General features: G+C 50.1%; 13 protein-coding genes. 10 read left to right on the top strand and 3 right to left on the bottom strand.

Annotation, left to right across the window (positions count from 1 at the left end):
• Positions 1-13 precede the first annotated feature (13 nt).
• Positions 14-1,330, top strand: coding sequence for a glycoside hydrolase family 3 protein (locus EJL91_RS23110; protein WP_125144333.1), 1,317 nt, complete (start codon positions 14-16; stop codon positions 1,328-1,330).
• Between the two features lie 164 nt (positions 1,331-1,494).
• Here EJL91_RS23110 and EJL91_RS23105 read toward each other — a convergent pair whose 3' ends face one another.
• Complete coding sequence (locus EJL91_RS23105) at positions 1,495-2,805, bottom strand: M18 family aminopeptidase (RefSeq protein ID WP_125144332.1); 1,311 nt, start codon at positions 2,803-2,805, stop codon at positions 1,495-1,497.
• 1,009 nt (positions 2,806-3,814) lie between these two features.
• On the opposite strand from EJL91_RS23105, the gene EJL91_RS23100 reads away from it, so the two are divergent.
• Positions 3,815-4,009, top strand: a complete 195-nt coding sequence (locus EJL91_RS23100; RefSeq protein WP_125144331.1) for a hypothetical protein — start codon at positions 3,815-3,817, stop codon at positions 4,007-4,009.
• A 24-nt stretch (positions 4,010-4,033) separates the two neighbouring features.
• A complete protein-coding gene (locus EJL91_RS23095) occupies positions 4,034-4,531 on the top strand; it encodes a DUF5721 family protein (RefSeq protein WP_125144330.1) in 498 nt (165 codons plus the stop codon).
• 270 nt (positions 4,532-4,801) lie between these two features.
• Here EJL91_RS23095 and EJL91_RS23090 read toward each other — a convergent pair whose 3' ends face one another.
• Positions 4,802-5,962, bottom strand: coding sequence for a M14 family zinc carboxypeptidase (locus tag EJL91_RS23090; RefSeq protein WP_125144329.1), 1,161 nt, complete (start codon positions 5,960-5,962; stop codon positions 4,802-4,804).
• A gap of 400 nt (positions 5,963-6,362) precedes the next feature.
• Here EJL91_RS23090 and htpG point away from each other — a divergent pair, with 400 nt between their 5' ends.
• The 7 genes from htpG to EJL91_RS25310 all read left to right on the top strand — a co-directional run bounded on the left by htpG (position 6,363) and on the right by EJL91_RS25310 (position 15,063).
• Entirely contained in the window at positions 6,363-8,369 is a 2,007-nt protein-coding gene (gene htpG / locus EJL91_RS23085; protein WP_125144328.1) for a molecular chaperone HtpG, read from the top strand.
• A 349-nt stretch (positions 8,370-8,718) separates the two neighbouring features.
• On the top strand, positions 8,719-9,990 hold the full coding sequence (locus EJL91_RS23080; protein ID WP_125144327.1) for an SLC13 family permease: 1,272 nt from the start codon (positions 8,719-8,721) through the stop codon (positions 9,988-9,990).
• Positions 9,991-10,002: 12 nt separating this feature from the next.
• Positions 10,003-11,172, top strand: coding sequence for an amidohydrolase family protein (locus EJL91_RS23075; RefSeq protein WP_125144326.1), 1,170 nt, complete (start codon positions 10,003-10,005; stop codon positions 11,170-11,172).
• Between the two features lie 626 nt (positions 11,173-11,798).
• Entirely contained in the window at positions 11,799-12,800 is a 1,002-nt protein-coding gene (locus EJL91_RS23070) for a CPBP family intramembrane glutamic endopeptidase (RefSeq protein WP_125144325.1), read from the top strand.
• Positions 12,801-12,927: 127 nt separating this feature from the next.
• The gene (locus EJL91_RS23065) at positions 12,928-13,767 is read left to right on the top strand and encodes a DegV family protein (RefSeq protein WP_125144324.1); all 840 of its coding nucleotides are present in this window, start codon (positions 12,928-12,930) and stop codon (positions 13,765-13,767) included.
• A 36-nt stretch (positions 13,768-13,803) separates the two neighbouring features.
• Positions 13,804-14,802 (top strand): CapA family protein, encoded by a 999-nt coding sequence (locus tag EJL91_RS23060; RefSeq protein ID WP_341467050.1) that lies wholly within the window; start codon positions 13,804-13,806, stop codon positions 14,800-14,802.
• A 36-nt stretch (positions 14,803-14,838) separates the two neighbouring features.
• The gene (locus EJL91_RS25310; protein ID WP_341467049.1) at positions 14,839-15,063 is read left to right on the top strand and encodes a hypothetical protein; all 225 of its coding nucleotides are present in this window, start codon (positions 14,839-14,841) and stop codon (positions 15,061-15,063) included.
• Here the strand turns inward: EJL91_RS25310 and mnmL are convergent.
• Positions 15,011-15,967, bottom strand: a complete 957-nt coding sequence (gene mnmL, locus EJL91_RS23055) for a tRNA modification radical SAM protein MnmL/YtqA (protein ID WP_125144323.1) — start codon at positions 15,965-15,967, stop codon at positions 15,011-15,013. The two genes, EJL91_RS25310 and mnmL, sit on opposite strands and share 53 nt — an antisense overlap.
• Between the last annotated feature and the right edge of the window lie 266 nt (positions 15,968-16,233).

Here is a 16,233-nt window from a genome sequence, read left to right as displayed (position 1 = left end):
GGCTGGACATGGAATGGAAGAACGGCAACGTGGACAAAGCAGAAGAAATCCCAGGAGCCGGAGAAGGCGCGGGGGAAATGCTGCAGGATGGCTTATTCTGTTTTTAATCGCAGCGGCAGCTGTTATTGCGGCTGTTTTAATTCACCGCCACACGGTGAAGAAAGATCAGGAACTGGCGGCAGCGAGGGAATCCTCGGCAGCGGTCGGGACGGAAGTGTTTCCGGGCGATGAGAAAAACGGAACCGGCGATGGAAACGGAGACTCTGCCGACGGCACGGAAGAACAGCCGCCGACGGTTGAGGAGATAATGGGACGGATGACTCTGGAGGAGAAGGTCCTGCAGCTCTTTATGGTGACGCCTGAGGCGCTCACGGAAGTGGATGAGGTATATGCGGCTGGCGCTAAGACGGAGGAATCCATAAACAGGTATCCGGTCGGGGGAATTGTTTATTTTAAGCAGAATCTTCGTTCTCCGGATCAGGTAAAGGATATGCTCACCAGGACACAAAAATATTTCAGAGACCGCATCGGAGTGGAGGCGTTTCTGGCTGTGGACGAAGAGGGCGGGCAGGTTGCCAGAATCAGCGGCAGGGAAGAGTTCGGAATTGCCTCATTTCCCGATATGAGTGAAATAGGAGCCTCAGGAGATCCGAAAAAGGCATACGAGGTGGGCGATAAGATAGGAATTTACCTTGCGGATTTAGGGTTTAATATGGATTTTGCCCCGGTGGCGGACGTTCTGACCAATCCTGAAAATACGGTAGTGGCGCGCCGTTCCTTTGGAACGGACGGAGCCGTAACGGCGGCCTTTTCAAACGAGGTAGTTAAAGGTCTGCAGACCCACGGCGTAAGCGCCGTGCTGAAGCATTTCCCGGGCCATGGCGGTACGACGGCGGACAGCCATGAAGGATATGCGGCGACGGAGCGGACGCTTGAGGAACTGACAGCGGAAGATTTTGTCCCGTTTAAAGAGGGGGCAGATGCCGGAGCGCGTTTTATCATGTCGGGGCACATTGCCGCACCGGCCGTGACCGGTGACAATACGCCGGCCTCCATGTCTGAGAAGATGCTGACGGAAATCCTGAGAGGGACGCTGGGATATAAAGGAATTATAATTACGGACGCCCTGAATATGGGAGCGGTCACATCCTCCTACAGTTCCGCTGAAGCCGCCGTGAAAGCGCTGCAGGCGGGAAACGATATGCTGCTGATGCCTGAGAATTTTAAAGAGGCGTACCAGGGCGTGCTGGATGCGGTTCACGACGGCAGACTTTCGGAGGAGAGGATTGATCAGTCGGTGGAGAGGATTTTAAGGTGGAAAGTTAATTGAGATGCGTGGACGCCTTTGTAAAACGGCGCAGGGGTGGATGGTCGGATGAGTCTTCAGTCCCGATTTTACGGTGCGATGAGGGGGAATCCGGGCATGGTGTCGGCGGGACTGAAGACCGGAAAGGCTCAGCCCCATCCCCTGCCCATCCGTCGCCGTTCTCACGTTTAACCTAAAAATCTCCTTGTAAGCTCTGCCAGCGCCCACTGATCTTTTATACCCATTAACTCACGCGACGAATGCATTGCAAGGATCGGTACACCTGCATCGACCGTGGGCATGGTCAACAGGCAGGAAGAAATGCTTCCCAGCGTGGAACCGCCGCGGATATCGGAACGGTTGGAAAATTTACGGTATGGTATGCTGTTCCTTCGGCAGATATCCTCAATGACGCTGACATAGGAGGCGTCTGTGGCATAGGCCTGGGAAACGGCAAGTTTGAGTGCGACGCCCTCGTTCAGACAGATGCGGTCCTTGGGATCGTATTTCTCGGCCTGGTTGGGATGCAGGGCATGGGCTACGTCGAGGGAGAGCAGGAAACCTCCAAAGAGAGCATTGAGAAAATCACTGCGGCCATAACCCAGGCTGAGATAGACTTTTTCCATAATCCGTTCCAGCAGAGGGGAGGCGGCTCCCTGTTTGGTGCTGCTGCCGATCTCCTCGTTATCATAGAGAACGGCGGCATTAATCCCGTTTTTCCGGCGGCTGTTCATGATTCCGCTCAGGCAGGCATGGACGGAGGTCAGATTGTCGAGGCGCGGGGATGAGAGCATCTCATCATTGATTCCAAGAAAACAGGGCTCGTCGCAGTTATAGATATAAAATTCATAATCCAAAATATCCTCCTTGTTCCGTCCCGTTTCCTTCGCCAGGAGATCGAGGAAAAAGGTGTCCTTATTCAGCGTTTCATCCAGTACGGCCAATATCGGCTGCATGTCTTTCTGAGGATTTAATTCCACTCCCTTATTCACATCACGGTTAAAATGGATCGCAAGATTTGGCACGGTCAGAAGCGGGCGTGCAAAGTCCACCAGCAGAACTTCAGGGTGGAAGGGATCCGTGCCGCGCACGCAGACTTTTCCGGCCAGAGAAAGGGTCCGATCCAACCAGGTGTTCAGTATGGGGCCTCCGTAGACGGATACATTCAGCTTTGCATAAGGTCCGCATGTCAGTTCGGGAGACGGTTTGACCATCAGACAAGGCCAGTCGGTATGGGAAGCGGCAACCCGCAGGCCGGGAACCCCGCCGTCGGAGACTGTGTCTTTGCCAACGGAAAAAGCGGCCAGGGAGGTGTCAAAAATGTTAACGTAATAAGACTTACCTGCCTGAATAGACCAGGGGGAGTCCAGCTTCAATTCCTCGAAGCCCTGCGCTTCCAAAATTCCTGCGGAATACCGGATCGTGTGAAACGGAGAAACTCCTGCCCTGAGATGGCCGATCAGTTCGGCGGTGTCGTTTTGATACGAAATTGAATTCATGTTAAAAATCCTCCTTTTGCAAAATAGTGATGAAAAATCCGGTGTGTCCGGTTTTGTATTATTTCCTTACAAATGACAGGTCCCTATGTGCAGAGCATGGGAGCATTATCATAATGATACAAGTATAATGAATGTGGACGCAATATGCAAGGAGTAGGGATTTAGTTGAGATGCGAGGACGCCTCTGTAAGACGGCGGACGGGGGAGTGGGAGGGTGTGTATGAGTCTTCAGTCCCGGTTTGTAGGGTGTGGTGAGGGGGAATCCAGGAGAAAAAATTCCTACGGGGACTCGCTCCCGCTTGTGGAATGCGCAGCGGATGCTAGCTTCGTGTAAGACCTCAGCAAGCACCGGCGGATTCCAAGGTCTCCCTTCGGAAAGTTAGTTACCGCGTACTTCGTACCCGGTAACCCGCTTCGCGATGCACAGAAACGGTATAAAAACCGTTTCGCGCCGCTACCCTCGGGTTTTCTGTGACTTACGCCGCGCTTCACTCACAAAAAACACCTCGCGGAATACATCCTGTATCTAGCAGCAGGCATGCCCACCGTTCTTCATTCTAGTTGTCGACGGGACTGAAGACTCAGCGAAGGGTATTGCCCCGTCCGCCGGCTTCAGGGGCTGATTGTCTCTTTCGTCAAGTGGGGAGGAGGTATTGTCGCGGCCACGATATAGTAGAACTAGTTTATATTCTGACGACATCCTAGGCTGCATAAAAAGAATACCAGAATAACCTCCCTAAGATTATAAGGTTATAATTTTACATAGTCTCATAGTGAACAGGATGTAGTTTTCAGGCATTCTGAGAAACGTAGTGGCAGCGACAAGCGCCTCCCCTATTGAAGAAAAAGGACAAATCAGCTGCCGCAGGCCGGGGGCCGGGCCGCTATCTTGGCTGAGTCTTTCGTCCCGGTCATAACCTTCCTGCGGGGAGGAGGGAGAAAAAGATTCCGGAGGGAACCTGGGAGTTCATCGGCACTTACCGAGGTATTTTCGAGGTTAGTGTCCGTTATGTACTCCAACGAGCGCAAGCGTTTCCCGCAGGAACTTTTTCTGCCCGGATTCCCCGCCCACGATAACCTGACGTCCGGGACGAAAGACGCATCGCTTCCCCTCACCACCCCGGCCCCTGGCCTGACGGCGGCGTCCTCATTTCTCAATCAAATCCCCATTATTCAGGTTGCACGAACTCCCGCCGTGAGGTAAAATGGGAGAAGACGGAGGAACATTATGGTTGCATTACGGATTGCCGATTTGAAGGCATTTACAAAGAAATTATTTATCGGGGAGACTTTCGACCGTTTTCTGGTGCGTGAGGCCACGATTGTTACGTTTAACAGCTTTTCGATCGACGGGAAGGTCAGGCAGGGATTTTATTCCGATGAAGAGCTGGAAGAGGGAAAGATTGAGGCATATTCGTCCTGGAAGGCGCTTCGGCCATTTTGCTTTTCCCTGATTAAGGGCAGCAGGCTGCCGGAAAGTTTTGCGATAGTGTTTAAACTGCCCCCCGGAAATGTGGAGCGTTTCCTGAAGGACAGGGGGTCCTCCTGGCTGCCGGAGCAGGTGGGCGGGCTTTTTGTCAACGTCAGATATGAGGAACAGGTATTATCCTGCATTACCGGACTGTCCATGAACCAGTTTACAATGGATCGGACTCTGGAACGGGAGTGGGATGATTCCATAAAGGCATTTTTGAAAAAAGAAGAGATTGCTTTTGAGGAAGTGTAGAAAAATAAATGTTTAGACGTACAGAGAAGCCAACGTTAAGAAATACAGAGACGTAAACATGAATAACAATAGAGCAGCAAGCGTTAAAAAGTATGGAGAAACATAGAGAAGTAAAGAGAAGTAAAGAGAAGTAAAGAGAAGTAAAGAGAAGTAAAGAGATGTAAAGGACCCCGAATAGAAACAGTAATTATTCAAAAAGCCCCCGATATCCCAGTTCGCACCACACAGGGATATCGGGGGTTCTTACTATTTTACTTTATAATCTGTTTGTTAGTGGCTTAAAATATATTTGCTGAAAAGGACCGGAATTTGTTTGTTCTGATCCCAGATTGACTGGTACTCGGAGAAGGCGACCGGACAGGTGGAACGTCCCACCTCAATCGTGATGCCTGCCACCGGATTGCTTTTTCTCTGGAGCCAGTCTTTAAATCCGCCGACGCCTTTGCTGGCCAGGACCTGGTATCCGGTTACACCGGCGGCGGTGAGGGCCATGTCGCTGGATTCCGCCATCTTCTGGTTATTGTCGGTATCCCAGTAGAGGACTCTTCCCATTGCGTGATAGTTGATCACGGCGGAAAATGCCTGCTGCTGTACCAGGTTAGCCAGAGCCTGTGATTCCGGCTCGGACAGAGGAGAGGCTCCTTTGTAGTCGGTAAACGAGTTGTGAGCCAGGGTTGGATTCAGGGATTCCCAGCCTGCGTCGAAGTTATGGTTCAAATCGACTCCGCGGGCGTTGCTCTTCCAGCGGATCAGATACTGGTCATAACTAAGCGAGGTGCGGGCATCCGCCACGTCCATGGTGTAGCAGTTCTGAATGTTCTGGCGCAGCTCTTCGGAGCGGATGGCTCCTTCGCCGAACTGGCTGATGGCAACTCCGTCAGGGTTTGCCATCGGGACAAAATGGATGGAAACATTATTCAGTATGGAGGAAAGCGGCTGATTGTTATATGTTCCTGAATCGTAGAAAGCAAGCATATATTCCAGCTGCTGCATCATCAGGGGCACTACAATATATTCCCTTGCATGGATTGCTCCCTGGAAAAGGATCTTTTTCGGCGCGCCCGGGTTTCCGATGACAACGTCGTAAATATTTCTCCCGTCGAGAGATTGGCCGATGACATTGACCGCCATATGGTTTCCATAGCGTCCGGCCAGTGCGGCGATATCCTGTTCCATCTGCTCATAAGAGTACTTATCGACCGGTTTTACCACCGGATCGGAGAGATTCTGGTTATAAAAGCTGTTATCCACGGGGACAGAGGCGCCAGGGCCGCTTCCGGGGCCAGGGGAAGGGGTTGACAGGGATGCATCATCAGCCGGACCGGCAAAAGCAACCCCGGTAAATACGCTGGAAAATGCCAGCGACAGGGAAATATATCCGACAGCAGCGCTTTTTTTCAGGAAGCGCCGTAAGTTTGTTCTACGATTCATTTAGAGTATCCTCCTTATATTGTGTGGCTCAATGTGACTGTTCAGTACCCTCATTATTGCCGGTTTACGGTTTATATAAAACGCTCCCTGAACAATTACGACTCACTCATTATAAAAGTTCTGGTATAGATTGTCAACGAACTGGAAAAAACTGAAAGAAAAACGCAAGGATTGGTAATAGTTAAGTGACCGGCCCGCGTTTGCCGCCGGCCGGAAAATGGAGCCGCAGAAAAACAGATAAAAATTACTAGCACTCAATGTAAATGAGTGCTAATTTTCTATTGACATCTGGAAGAAGAGGTATTAGAATAATAAATGCACGGCAGGGACAATGCCGCAGCACAGCAAAGCATCTTAATAGAATAAATATAAAAAATAAGGCAGTAAAGGAGTGTTTATTATGGCAGCTAAAACAGGCAGCTTATCAATCAACAGCGAGAATATCTTCCCTATTATAAAAAAATGGCTTTATTCCGACCACGACATTTTCTACAGGGAATTGATTTCCAACGGCTGTGATGCAATCACAAAGCTTAAAAAACTGGAGCTTATGGGTGAATTTGTCAAACCGGAAGATCTGGAATATAAGATTCAGGTGACGGTAGACTCTAATGCAAAAACGATCACAGTGGAAGATAACGGTATTGGTATGACCGCGGAGGAAGTGGAAGAGTACATCAACCAGATCGCATTTTCGGGCGCACAGGACTTCCTGGAGAAGTATAAGGACAAGGCTAATGAGGATCAGATTATCGGTCACTTCGGACTTGGCTTCTATTCTGCATTCATGGTAGCGGACCGCGTTGTCATCGACACCCTGTCCTATCGGGAAGGGGCTAAGCCGGTTCACTGGGAATCCGAAGGCGGTACGGAATTTACGATGGATGAAGGAGACAAGGAAAACATTGGTACGAGAATTGTCCTCTACTTAAATGACGACAGCGCTGAGTTCAGCAATGAGTACAGGGCGCGCGAAGTAATCCAGAAATACTGTGCTTTCATGCCGGTGGAGATTTTCCTGGACAACAGCGCGGCAGAGCCTCAGTATGAGACAATCGAAAAGGACGAGCTGACAGAGAAGGATACGGTTGTAGAGACGGTAATCGAGGAGGCGAAGACAGAGGAGAAAGAGAACGAGGATGGTACAAAAGAGACAGTTGAAGTATCACCGAGAACCGAAAAATACAAGATCCTCAAACGTCCGGTTGCCCTCAACGACATCCATCCGCTCTGGAATAAGCATCCGAATGAGTGCACCGAGGAAGAATATAAGGAATTTTACCGCAAGGTATTTATGGATTTTAAGGAGCCTCTGTTCTGGATCCATCTGAACATGGACTATCCATTTAACCTGAAGGGAATTCTCTATTTCCCGAAGATCAACATGGAGTACGAGAGCCTCGAAGGAACCATTAAGCTTTATAACAACCAGGTATTTATTGCCGACAACATTAAGGAAGTCATTCCGGAATTCCTGATGCTCTTAAAGGGCGTGATTGACTGTCCGGATCTGCCTCTTAACGTATCCAGAAGCGCTCTTCAGAACGACGGTTTTGTTAAGAAGATTTCCGATTACATCACAAAGAAAGTGGCGGACAAACTTTCAGGAATGTGCAAGACAGACCGGGAAAATTACGAGAAATACTGGGATGACATTTCTCCATTTATCAAATTCGGCTGCCTGAAAGACGACAAATTTGCCGAGAAGATGGATGACTATATCATTTTCAAAAACCTGGAAGGCAAATATCTGACACTGAAGGACTGCGAGGAGAGGGCTAAAGAAGAAAACCATGAGAATAAGCTTTTCTATGTGACGGACGAAAAGGAGCAGGGCCAGTACATCAACATGTTCAAGGAGTCCGGACAGGACGCCCTCATTCTGCCTCACAACATCGACAATCCGTTTATCGGACGTCTGGAGCAGAAACATGAGAATCTGAAGTTCCTCCGTATCGACGCGGATGTCAATGAGACGATGAAGGAAGAAGTAGCCGAGGAGGACAAGGAAGCGTTCGGCAAATCGGAGGAGACTCTGACAGAACTTTTCCGCAAAACACTGGGTGACGACAAGCTCCAGGTTAAGGTTGAGAAACTTAAAAACGAGTCCATTTCCTCCATGATTACCGTATCTGAGGAATCACGCCGTATGCAGGAAATGATGAAGATGTACAATATGTATGGAATGGATCCTTCCATGTTCGGCGGAAGCGGCCAGGTATTAATCCTGAATGCGAACAACAATCTGGTTCAGTATGTGCTGGAAAACGGCGAAGGCGAGAACACAGGAAAGATTTGCGAACAGCTCTATGATTTGGCGCTGCTGAGCCATGGCTCCCTGACACCGGAGAGAATGACTAAATTTATTGCAAGAAGCAACGAGATTATGGGAATGCTGGCTAAATAAGATTCCCCGACGTTCAAAATATTGAGAAGACGCAGGGCACCCTGTGCGCAGAAGAAACTGTTGCCGAAAACAGATTTCCGCGCACGGTGTCCTGCGTCTTTTTGGTGAGGGAGGCAATTTTGCAGGAAGGTTCATTTTGACAGAAGAACGCAGTTCGAATATAATTTTAACCAGTGGATCAGGCATCGGCGTCAGAATTTAGATATAACAAAATTTCGTTGTTGGGAACGACAAAATACATTGTTGGATTTTGTGGATTGGATGTCATACAATAAGGACAGACGATGAAAGAAAAGACCGGCCATGGCATCTTTGATCGTAACCATACAAATGAAATGAGGGGGAAAACATGGAACCATCCACACTAACGATTATTATTCTGATACTTGCAGTTATTTCTTTTCTTCTTGAGAAAATACCTGTCAATATGACAGTAATGCTGACGCTGTGTGCTCTGGTGCTGACGGGACTGGTTACGCCGAAGGAGGCGGTCAGTGGATTTGCCAGCACTACAATCCTGATGTTGATAGGCGTTGTAATTGTAGGAAGCGCTCTGTTTGAAACGGGAGTATGTGACAAGATTGCTTCGGTTGTGACGAAGTATGCAAAGACGGAACGGCAGATGATTATGGCAATCATGATCCTGTCCACCATCATGTCGGCTGGACTCAGCAACTCCGGCACGGTCGCTGTATTTATTCCGATTATCATCGGTATTACCGCTACAACGAACTTTTCACGATCCAAACTGCTGATGTCCGCATTTCTCGGGGCAATGGCGGGCGGCAGGCTGACGCTGGTAGGAGATGCGGCGGTCAATGTACTGATCGGTGATCAGATTAAAGAACTGGGACAGTCCTTCGGTTTCTTTGAAATTTCCAAAATCGGCGTTCCGCTTACGGTAATCATGCTGATTTATATGTACTTTATCGGCTATAAATTTTTACCGGACATCAAAGCGTACAATGATGAGAGCCAGATTTTCTCCGAACGGGCGCCGAAAGATGCGCCGAAGTGGAAGCAGATTACTTCCGTGGCCGTTCTTCTCTGTGTTTTTGTGGGAATGATTTTTGAGGACAGGACAGGAATTCCTTCCTACATGGTGGCAATTATGGGAGCGGTTGCTGACGTGCTTTTGGGAATATTTACAGAAAAGCAGGCATATCAGCTTGTAAGCATTAAGACGGTAATTCTGCTCGGAGGAATGACGCCGCTGGCTACGGCCCTCAAAAATACGGGAGCAGCCCAGATTATGGCGGATACCCTGATAAGAATCATCGGAGGGTCCACCAACGTGTATTATATAACAATTGTGATTTTCGTCCTGACATGCGTAATGACGCAGTTTATGTCCAATGTAGTGACGATTACGCTGCTGATGCCGATTATCATTGCCATTGCGGAAACGATCGGGGTATTCCCTTCAGCGCTGCTGATGGTGCTGTGCATCGCATCCACTATGTCGATTTTAAGTCCGATTGCCTGCCCTCCGGCTAACCTGATTTATGCTTACGGGGGATATAAGTTCTCAGACTATCTGAAGAGCAACATAGGAATGACGGTTGTATTCCTGGCTGCCTGTATCATACTGATACCATTTATCTGGCCTTTATATGTATAATGGAGGAAAAGAATGGATTTACTCATCAATAATGCGGTGGTTACGGACCCGGATACGGGCATAGAGCGTAACATTGCGGCGGGAATCAATAAGGGGATGATTCAGTTTATCACGGAACGTCTGACGGAGAGGGAGGCGGAGAAAGCGGCCAATGTAATACTGGATGCGGAGGGCGCTTATCTTCAACCCGGCTGGATTGATTTCCATACACATCTGTTTACAAAGGGAAGTGGTTTCGGGATAAACGGAGATCTGCTGCTGGCGTCGGGTGCCGTGATGGCCGTGGATATGGGCACAGCCGGCTGCGCCGGGTATGAGGCGTTTCATCAGCTGGACATTATGCCGAGGACAATTAAAATCAGGAGTTTTCTGAACCTTTCACCGTTAGGCCAGCCGGGCGCAGGTATTATGGAACCGCTTGCCCGCACCGCCGTGAAAGAGGAACAGATGGCTGCGCTGATCGGGAAATACAGGGATGAGATACGCGGAATCAAGGTCAGAATCAGCCGCCCGATTGTAGGTAATGAAGGCATTGCCCCTCTGGAACACGCACTGGAGCTGGGGGAGCGGTTTGGTCTTCCGGTATGCGTCCACACAACGGATCCTCCGGTGAGGGCGGAAGAGATTGTAAGACGGCTACGGCCCGGTGACATTTACAGCCATATGTACCACAACAAGGGCATGACAATCCTGGAGGAGGACAAAACCGTACAGCGCGCGTTCCACGATGCCAGGGGGAGAGGCGTCTTTCTGGAAGTGGGAAACGGCAGGATGAATTTTAATTTTGAGGTGGCGGAAAAGGCACTGAAAGAAGGAATTTATCCGGATATTATCAGCAGTGACGCGACCGCGGCCACCTTCGGCAATGCGCCCGATATGAAGGATCTGGCCTTTGTGATGTCGAAATTCCTGAATATGGGAATGCCGCTTCACCGCGTATTCGACTCGGTAACCCGGATTCCGGCCCGCTGTCTCGGGATGGAGAAAGAGGCCGGTGTACTGGAGGAAGGAAGAAAAGCCGATCTGACCCTGGTGAGGCTTGTCAGGAAGAATGTGGAATTTTCAGATTCCGACGGAAATACCAGAATCGGAGACCGAATCCTTATGCCGGAAATGACAATGATTGACGGAAAAATAGTATATCTTCAGGGACGTCCAGCAATCAGAAAAGGGCTCCGCTGATCATCGGCGGATGCAAACGCTATTGTAAAAAGCTGTGTAATACGGAGTATCCCGTATTACACAGCTTTTTTGGGTAAGGAAACCGCGGTACCCGGAATACTTTCAAAATGTAAAAGGTTCACGACTGCATAGTGGCCGCGTCAATACCTCTCCCCCGCACTTGACGAAAGAGACAATCAGCCCCTGAAGCCGGCGGACGGGGCAATACCCTTCGCTGAGTCTTCAGTCCCGCCGACAACCTGCCCGGGGAAGGAAGGAGAAAACTTTCCGAAGGGGACCTTGGAGCCCACCGGTGCTTGCTGACACATTGAGCACTTAGCGAGGACCTATCGAGCTTAGTGCAAAAGCGTGCGGTGGCAGGTTTTTCACGAAGCTAGCATCCGCTGCGCATTCCACAAGCGGGAGCGAGTCCCCGCAGGAATTTTTTCTCCTGGATTCCCCCTCACGACACCCTACAAACCGGGACTGAAGACTCATACACAACCTCCCACCACCCCGTCCGCCGTCTTACAGAGGCGTCCTCGCATCTCAACTAAATCCACATCGCATTGACTCCGCGTCCAGAAATCGCTATACTGTATGTATTCATTAAAGTAAACTTAGCGGCAACAGAGGAGACGTTTTATATGGATGACGGTAATTACAACTGGAGTAAGGTCCAGGAATACAGAAGCGAGGTCAGGCATATCTGCTCCGTGCTGGGATGGTCCCTGGTGGCGCTTGTCCTGCTGACTCAGCTTGCGGGAATCCTTTTTGGGCTGATTGGTTATTTGCTGTCCCACTACAAGGTGATGGGCATTGGAGCGGAATTATATAAGGCGCTGAATTCGGGCTGGTTCTCGATTGCAGGGAGCCATCTGCTCGCCTATGTGCTGGTGCTGCCGGTGACATTTGCCGTCATGGAGCATGTACCTGAAGTCATACCCGAGAAGAAGAGGATGCGGCCCAGTAAATTTATCATGTTTTTCGTCATGACAATGGGAGCCGGATACATTTTAAATATTGCGGGAAGTGTGCTGAACCTGATTGTGGCTGTCTTAACCGGCAGGAATACCTATAATATGAATCCCGTCAACAACCTGTTCGACAGCCTGAATATTGTGGTGATTCTGTATGTTTCTGTGCTTGGGCCGATTATAGAGGAATATATATTCAGATGGAAGCTGATAAACCGTTTAAGGCCGCTGGGGGAAAAAGCAGCGATCCTTTTTTCGGCCCTGATGTTTGGGCTGATGCATGGGAACCTGTCCCAGATTCTCTATGCAACCGCCATCGGCGTGGTGCTGGGATATGTGGCGGTAAAAACGGGAAGAATGAAGTATAACTGCATCCTGCATATCATGATTAACAGTTACTCCACGCTGCTCGTATTGCTGATGTCCAAAGAACAGTTCTCAATTGCCTATCTGTTCATTGTCCTGGCGGTTCCGGTGATTACGCTGGGGGTTATCATTGCGTCTATCGTCATTTTCTGCGTCAATGTGAAGAAGACGAGGCTGCTTCCGGGAAGATGGCCGGAAGGGATTGAATACAGGGATTTTTCTTCGGCCATGTACTTAAATTCGGGTACAATTGTATTTATTGTGCTGAATCTGCTGCTGGCTGCGTTCTACCTGTTTCTGGCTTAGAGCGCCCAAAAACTATCAATGTGCCGGCATACCGGCGCCTTGAAGTACTTGACTTTCATTCATGTGGTTACTATAATAGATAGTAATGAATACTATGTGATGCGAATCGCATGACAGGAGGACGATTATGACATATAAAATTATTGGAGACAGCTGTCTGGACCTGACGGAGGAACTGAAGAAGGACGCCCATTTTCAGATGGTGCCTCTCACACTGCAGGTAGATGATGTCCAGGTGATAGATGATGAGACGTTTGACCAGAAGTCATTTCTGGGATTGGTGAAAAGCGGAAAGGAGTGCCCGAAGACGGCATGTCCTTCCCCTGAGAAGTTTAAAGAGGCATTTGAGTGTGAGGCGGACAATGTGTTCGTCATTACGCTGTCGAGCCATCTGAGCGGCACATACAACGCGGCCGTCCTGGCGAAGGAATTATATGAGGAAGAGCACGGGAAGGACAAGAATATTGCCGTGATTGATTCCCTGTCGGCATCCTCCGGTGAACTGAACGTGGCTCTTACTATAAGGGAACTCTGTGAACAGGATCTTCCCTTTGAAGAGGTGGTAAAGCAGGCCGAGAGCTACCGGGATTCCATGGAAACATTTTTCGTATTGGAGTCGCTTGACTTTTTGAGGAAGAACGGACGCCTGACGGGTCTTCAGGCCTTCTTTGCGACAACCCTGAACATCAAGCCGATTATGGCCGGTGACAAGGGTGTCATTGTGAAGCTGGAACAGGCGAGAGGCATGAATAAGGCGCTGTCCCGCATGGCCGACATTGCGATTGCGCGCGGCGGAGATACGAAGGATAAGAGGCTGATTATCGCCCACTGCAACAACAGGGAGAGGGCGGAGCAGGTCAAAGAGCTGCTTTGCAGAAACGCCTCCTTCCGGGAGACGGTTATAACGGATACCGCCGGTGTGGCAACCGTATATGCCGGTGACGGCGGAGTGATCGTGACACTTTAACTGAGGACAAAAGAGGTCCGCCATATTGAGGAAACGATGAAAAGAAGAAAGAAATTCAGGAAAATATTCATACTGCCGCCGGTGCTTCTGGCGGCAATATTTATATGGCTGGTTGCGTCGCAGAGGGCCAACAGCCGGACTGCGCCAGATATTCTGTCGGGAGGGCCTGTGGAGAATTACAGGGCGTCCGGTAACGGCGGAGATCCGGATGGGAATCAGGATTTGAGTACGGAAAAGCGGGAGAGGGAGACGGAAGAGCTCCTCTTGAAGATTGAAACTGCGCAAAAGGGAGATTTTTCATCCGGTACGGGTAATGAATTCGGCCATCTTCCGGGAGAGGAGGACGGCAGGGTATCACTGTTATTCGGCGGTGATATCTATCTGTCCGATCATGTCCTGAACGCCTATGACAAGGCCGGCGGCGTGGCCGGAATTCTGGATGAGGGGCTGCGAAATGAGATTGCGTCCGCCGATATTTTTATGGCAAATGAAGAATTTCCGTTCAGTGACAGGGGAAGCGCCGCGGAGGATAAACAGTTTACCTTCCGCCTGCCGCCGTCGCGTCTTCACATCATGCAGGAAATCGGCCCCGACATCCTGACGCTGGCTAACAACCATATTCTCGACTACGGAACGGACGCCCTGCTTGATACATGCGCTCTGTTAGATGAGGCGGGTATCAGGCGGGTGGGAGCGGGAGCCAATCTGGACGACGCAAAGAAGCTGGAAGTGATGGAGATTAAGGGGAAAAGGATAGGATTCCTGGCTGCCTCCAGGGTAATTCCCGTTTCGTCCTGGACGGTCGGGAAATCGCACCCGGGAGTGCTGACCACCTATGATCCTTCGATTCTCCTGAAGGAGATACAGGCCGCTGAGGAGCAGTGTGACTATCTTGTCGTTTATATACATTGGGGAATCGAAAGAAATACGGAACCGGAAGAATACCAGAGAACCCTGGCAAGGCAGTACATCGATGCAGGCGCCGATCTGGTGGTGGGAAGCCATCCCCACGTGCTCCAGGGGATCGAATTTTAAAAAGGAAAGCCTATCCTGTACAGCCTGGGGAATTTTGTGTTTGGAAGCTCGATACCGCAGACCATGCTGGTGCGCGTGGATGTGGATGAGGAGAAGGGGGCTGTCCTGTCGGTCATTCCCGCCACATCCTCGGCCGGTTATACAAGGCAGATGGATGCGGGAAAGAAACCGGGATTTTATGAGGGCCTGAAAGCGCTCTCCTTTGATATTACGGTTGACGAGGCGGGCACCATTCACCCTGATACGCCCCAGTCTCCTTAAATGCCCTGGTGAGGGAGTTTAAGAACAGCCGCTTGTTGCCGCTCCATTCTGGTGCAATCAGCAGTTTTTTCGGTCCGTCGCCGCTGAGCCGGTGGATGACGATGTCCGGCGGCAGCAGGCGGATGCATTTCAGAATCAGTTCAATATATTCGTCCATAGACATGACAGGGAACGGGGCCGCCTCATAGAGGGCGGCCAGTTCTGTTTCTTTGAGGATATGGAGCAGCTGGAGCTTGATTCCGTCGATATGAGGGGTGAAGCTGCCGATATAACGGATTGTTTCAAGCATCATTTCTTCCGTCTCTCCGGGCAGGCCGAGGATGACATGGACGATTACCGTGAGTCCGGCTTCCTTCAGTCTTTTAACGGCTGTCTCAAAGCAGGAAAGCTCATATCCTCGGCGGATCAGAACGGCCGTCGGTTCATGGATGGTCTGGAGTCCCAGTTCCACCCACACCGGTTTTTCCAGGCTGATATCCGCAAGCAGGCCGATTGTTTCCGGCGGGAGACAGTCGGGGCGCGTGCCGATGGACAGGGCGGCTGTACCGGGATGGGAGACCGCCTCCCGGAAAAGCGTTTCCAGATAGCCGACGGGGGCATAGGTGTTTGTATAGGACTGGAAATAGGCAATGTAACGTCCGTCCTTTATCTTGGACCGGACGAGTGATTTTGCAGCTTCGATCTGTTCGGTGACCGAGCCGCGCCGGGGTTCGGCGAAATCACCGGAGCCTCCCCGGCTGCAGAAAATACAGCCGCCGGTTCCGGCTGTGCCGTCCCGGTTCGGACAGGTCATGCCGCCGTCCAGCGCCAGTTTATAAACCTTTTCACCAAAGGTCTGTTTCAGATAATAATTCAGGGAATAGTAGGGCTTGTCGCCCCAAAGAGGTGAAGCTGATGGTTCCATGATGCCGTCCCGCCTTTCCGGAATTTTTAGTAAATGTTTTTATCAGCGCTTTTTTACAAAACACTTCTAATAGTATACAGGATATATGTCCTTTCTGGCAAGATCCCGGGATCTATCGGGAAAACCGGCGCAGACGTGTTCTGTCCCGCCGTCTGAATTGTTGCAAATAATTTATAGAAAAATCAGAGAATATCGTATTGAGACATGACAAATGGGATGGTATACTGTAATTAAGGGTAACTATGAAGGTACTGAATAGTTATAAT

The organism is Clostridium transplantifaecale, from assembly GCF_900626075.1.
Taxonomy (GTDB): domain Bacteria; phylum Bacillota; class Clostridia; order Lachnospirales; family Lachnospiraceae; genus Otoolea; species Otoolea transplantifaecalis.
This window is presented reverse-complemented; position numbering and strand designations above follow the sequence as displayed.

Excerpts from the sequence above, each read along its gene's own strand:
- EJL91_RS23080 (WP_125144327.1), top strand. The coding sequence starts at position 8,719 with ATGGAACCATCCACACTAACGATTATTATTCTGATACTTGCAGTTATT.
- EJL91_RS23090 (WP_125144329.1), bottom strand. The coding sequence starts at position 5,962 with ATGAATCGTAGAACAAACTTACGGCGCTTCCTGAAAAAAAGCGCTGCT.
- EJL91_RS23060 (WP_341467050.1), top strand. The coding sequence starts at position 13,804 with ATGAAAAGAAGAAAGAAATTCAGGAAAATATTCATACTGCCGCCGGTG.
- EJL91_RS23105 (WP_125144332.1), bottom strand. The coding sequence starts at position 2,805 with ATGAATTCAATTTCGTATCAAAACGACACCGCCGAACTGATCGGCCAT.
- EJL91_RS23110 (WP_125144333.1), top strand. The coding sequence starts at position 14 with ATGGAAGAACGGCAACGTGGACAAAGCAGAAGAAATCCCAGGAGCCGG.
- EJL91_RS23065 (WP_125144324.1), top strand. The coding sequence starts at position 12,928 with ATGACATATAAAATTATTGGAGACAGCTGTCTGGACCTGACGGAGGAA.
- mnmL (WP_125144323.1), bottom strand. The coding sequence starts at position 15,967 with ATGGAACCATCAGCTTCACCTCTTTGGGGCGACAAGCCCTACTATTCC.
- EJL91_RS23100 (WP_125144331.1), top strand. The coding sequence starts at position 3,815 with ATGTACTCCAACGAGCGCAAGCGTTTCCCGCAGGAACTTTTTCTGCCC.
- htpG (WP_125144328.1), top strand. The coding sequence starts at position 6,363 with ATGGCAGCTAAAACAGGCAGCTTATCAATCAACAGCGAGAATATCTTC.
- EJL91_RS23095 (WP_125144330.1), top strand. The coding sequence starts at position 4,034 with ATGGTTGCATTACGGATTGCCGATTTGAAGGCATTTACAAAGAAATTA.
- EJL91_RS23070 (WP_125144325.1), top strand. The coding sequence starts at position 11,799 with ATGGATGACGGTAATTACAACTGGAGTAAGGTCCAGGAATACAGAAGC.
- EJL91_RS23075 (WP_125144326.1), top strand. The coding sequence starts at position 10,003 with ATGGATTTACTCATCAATAATGCGGTGGTTACGGACCCGGATACGGGC.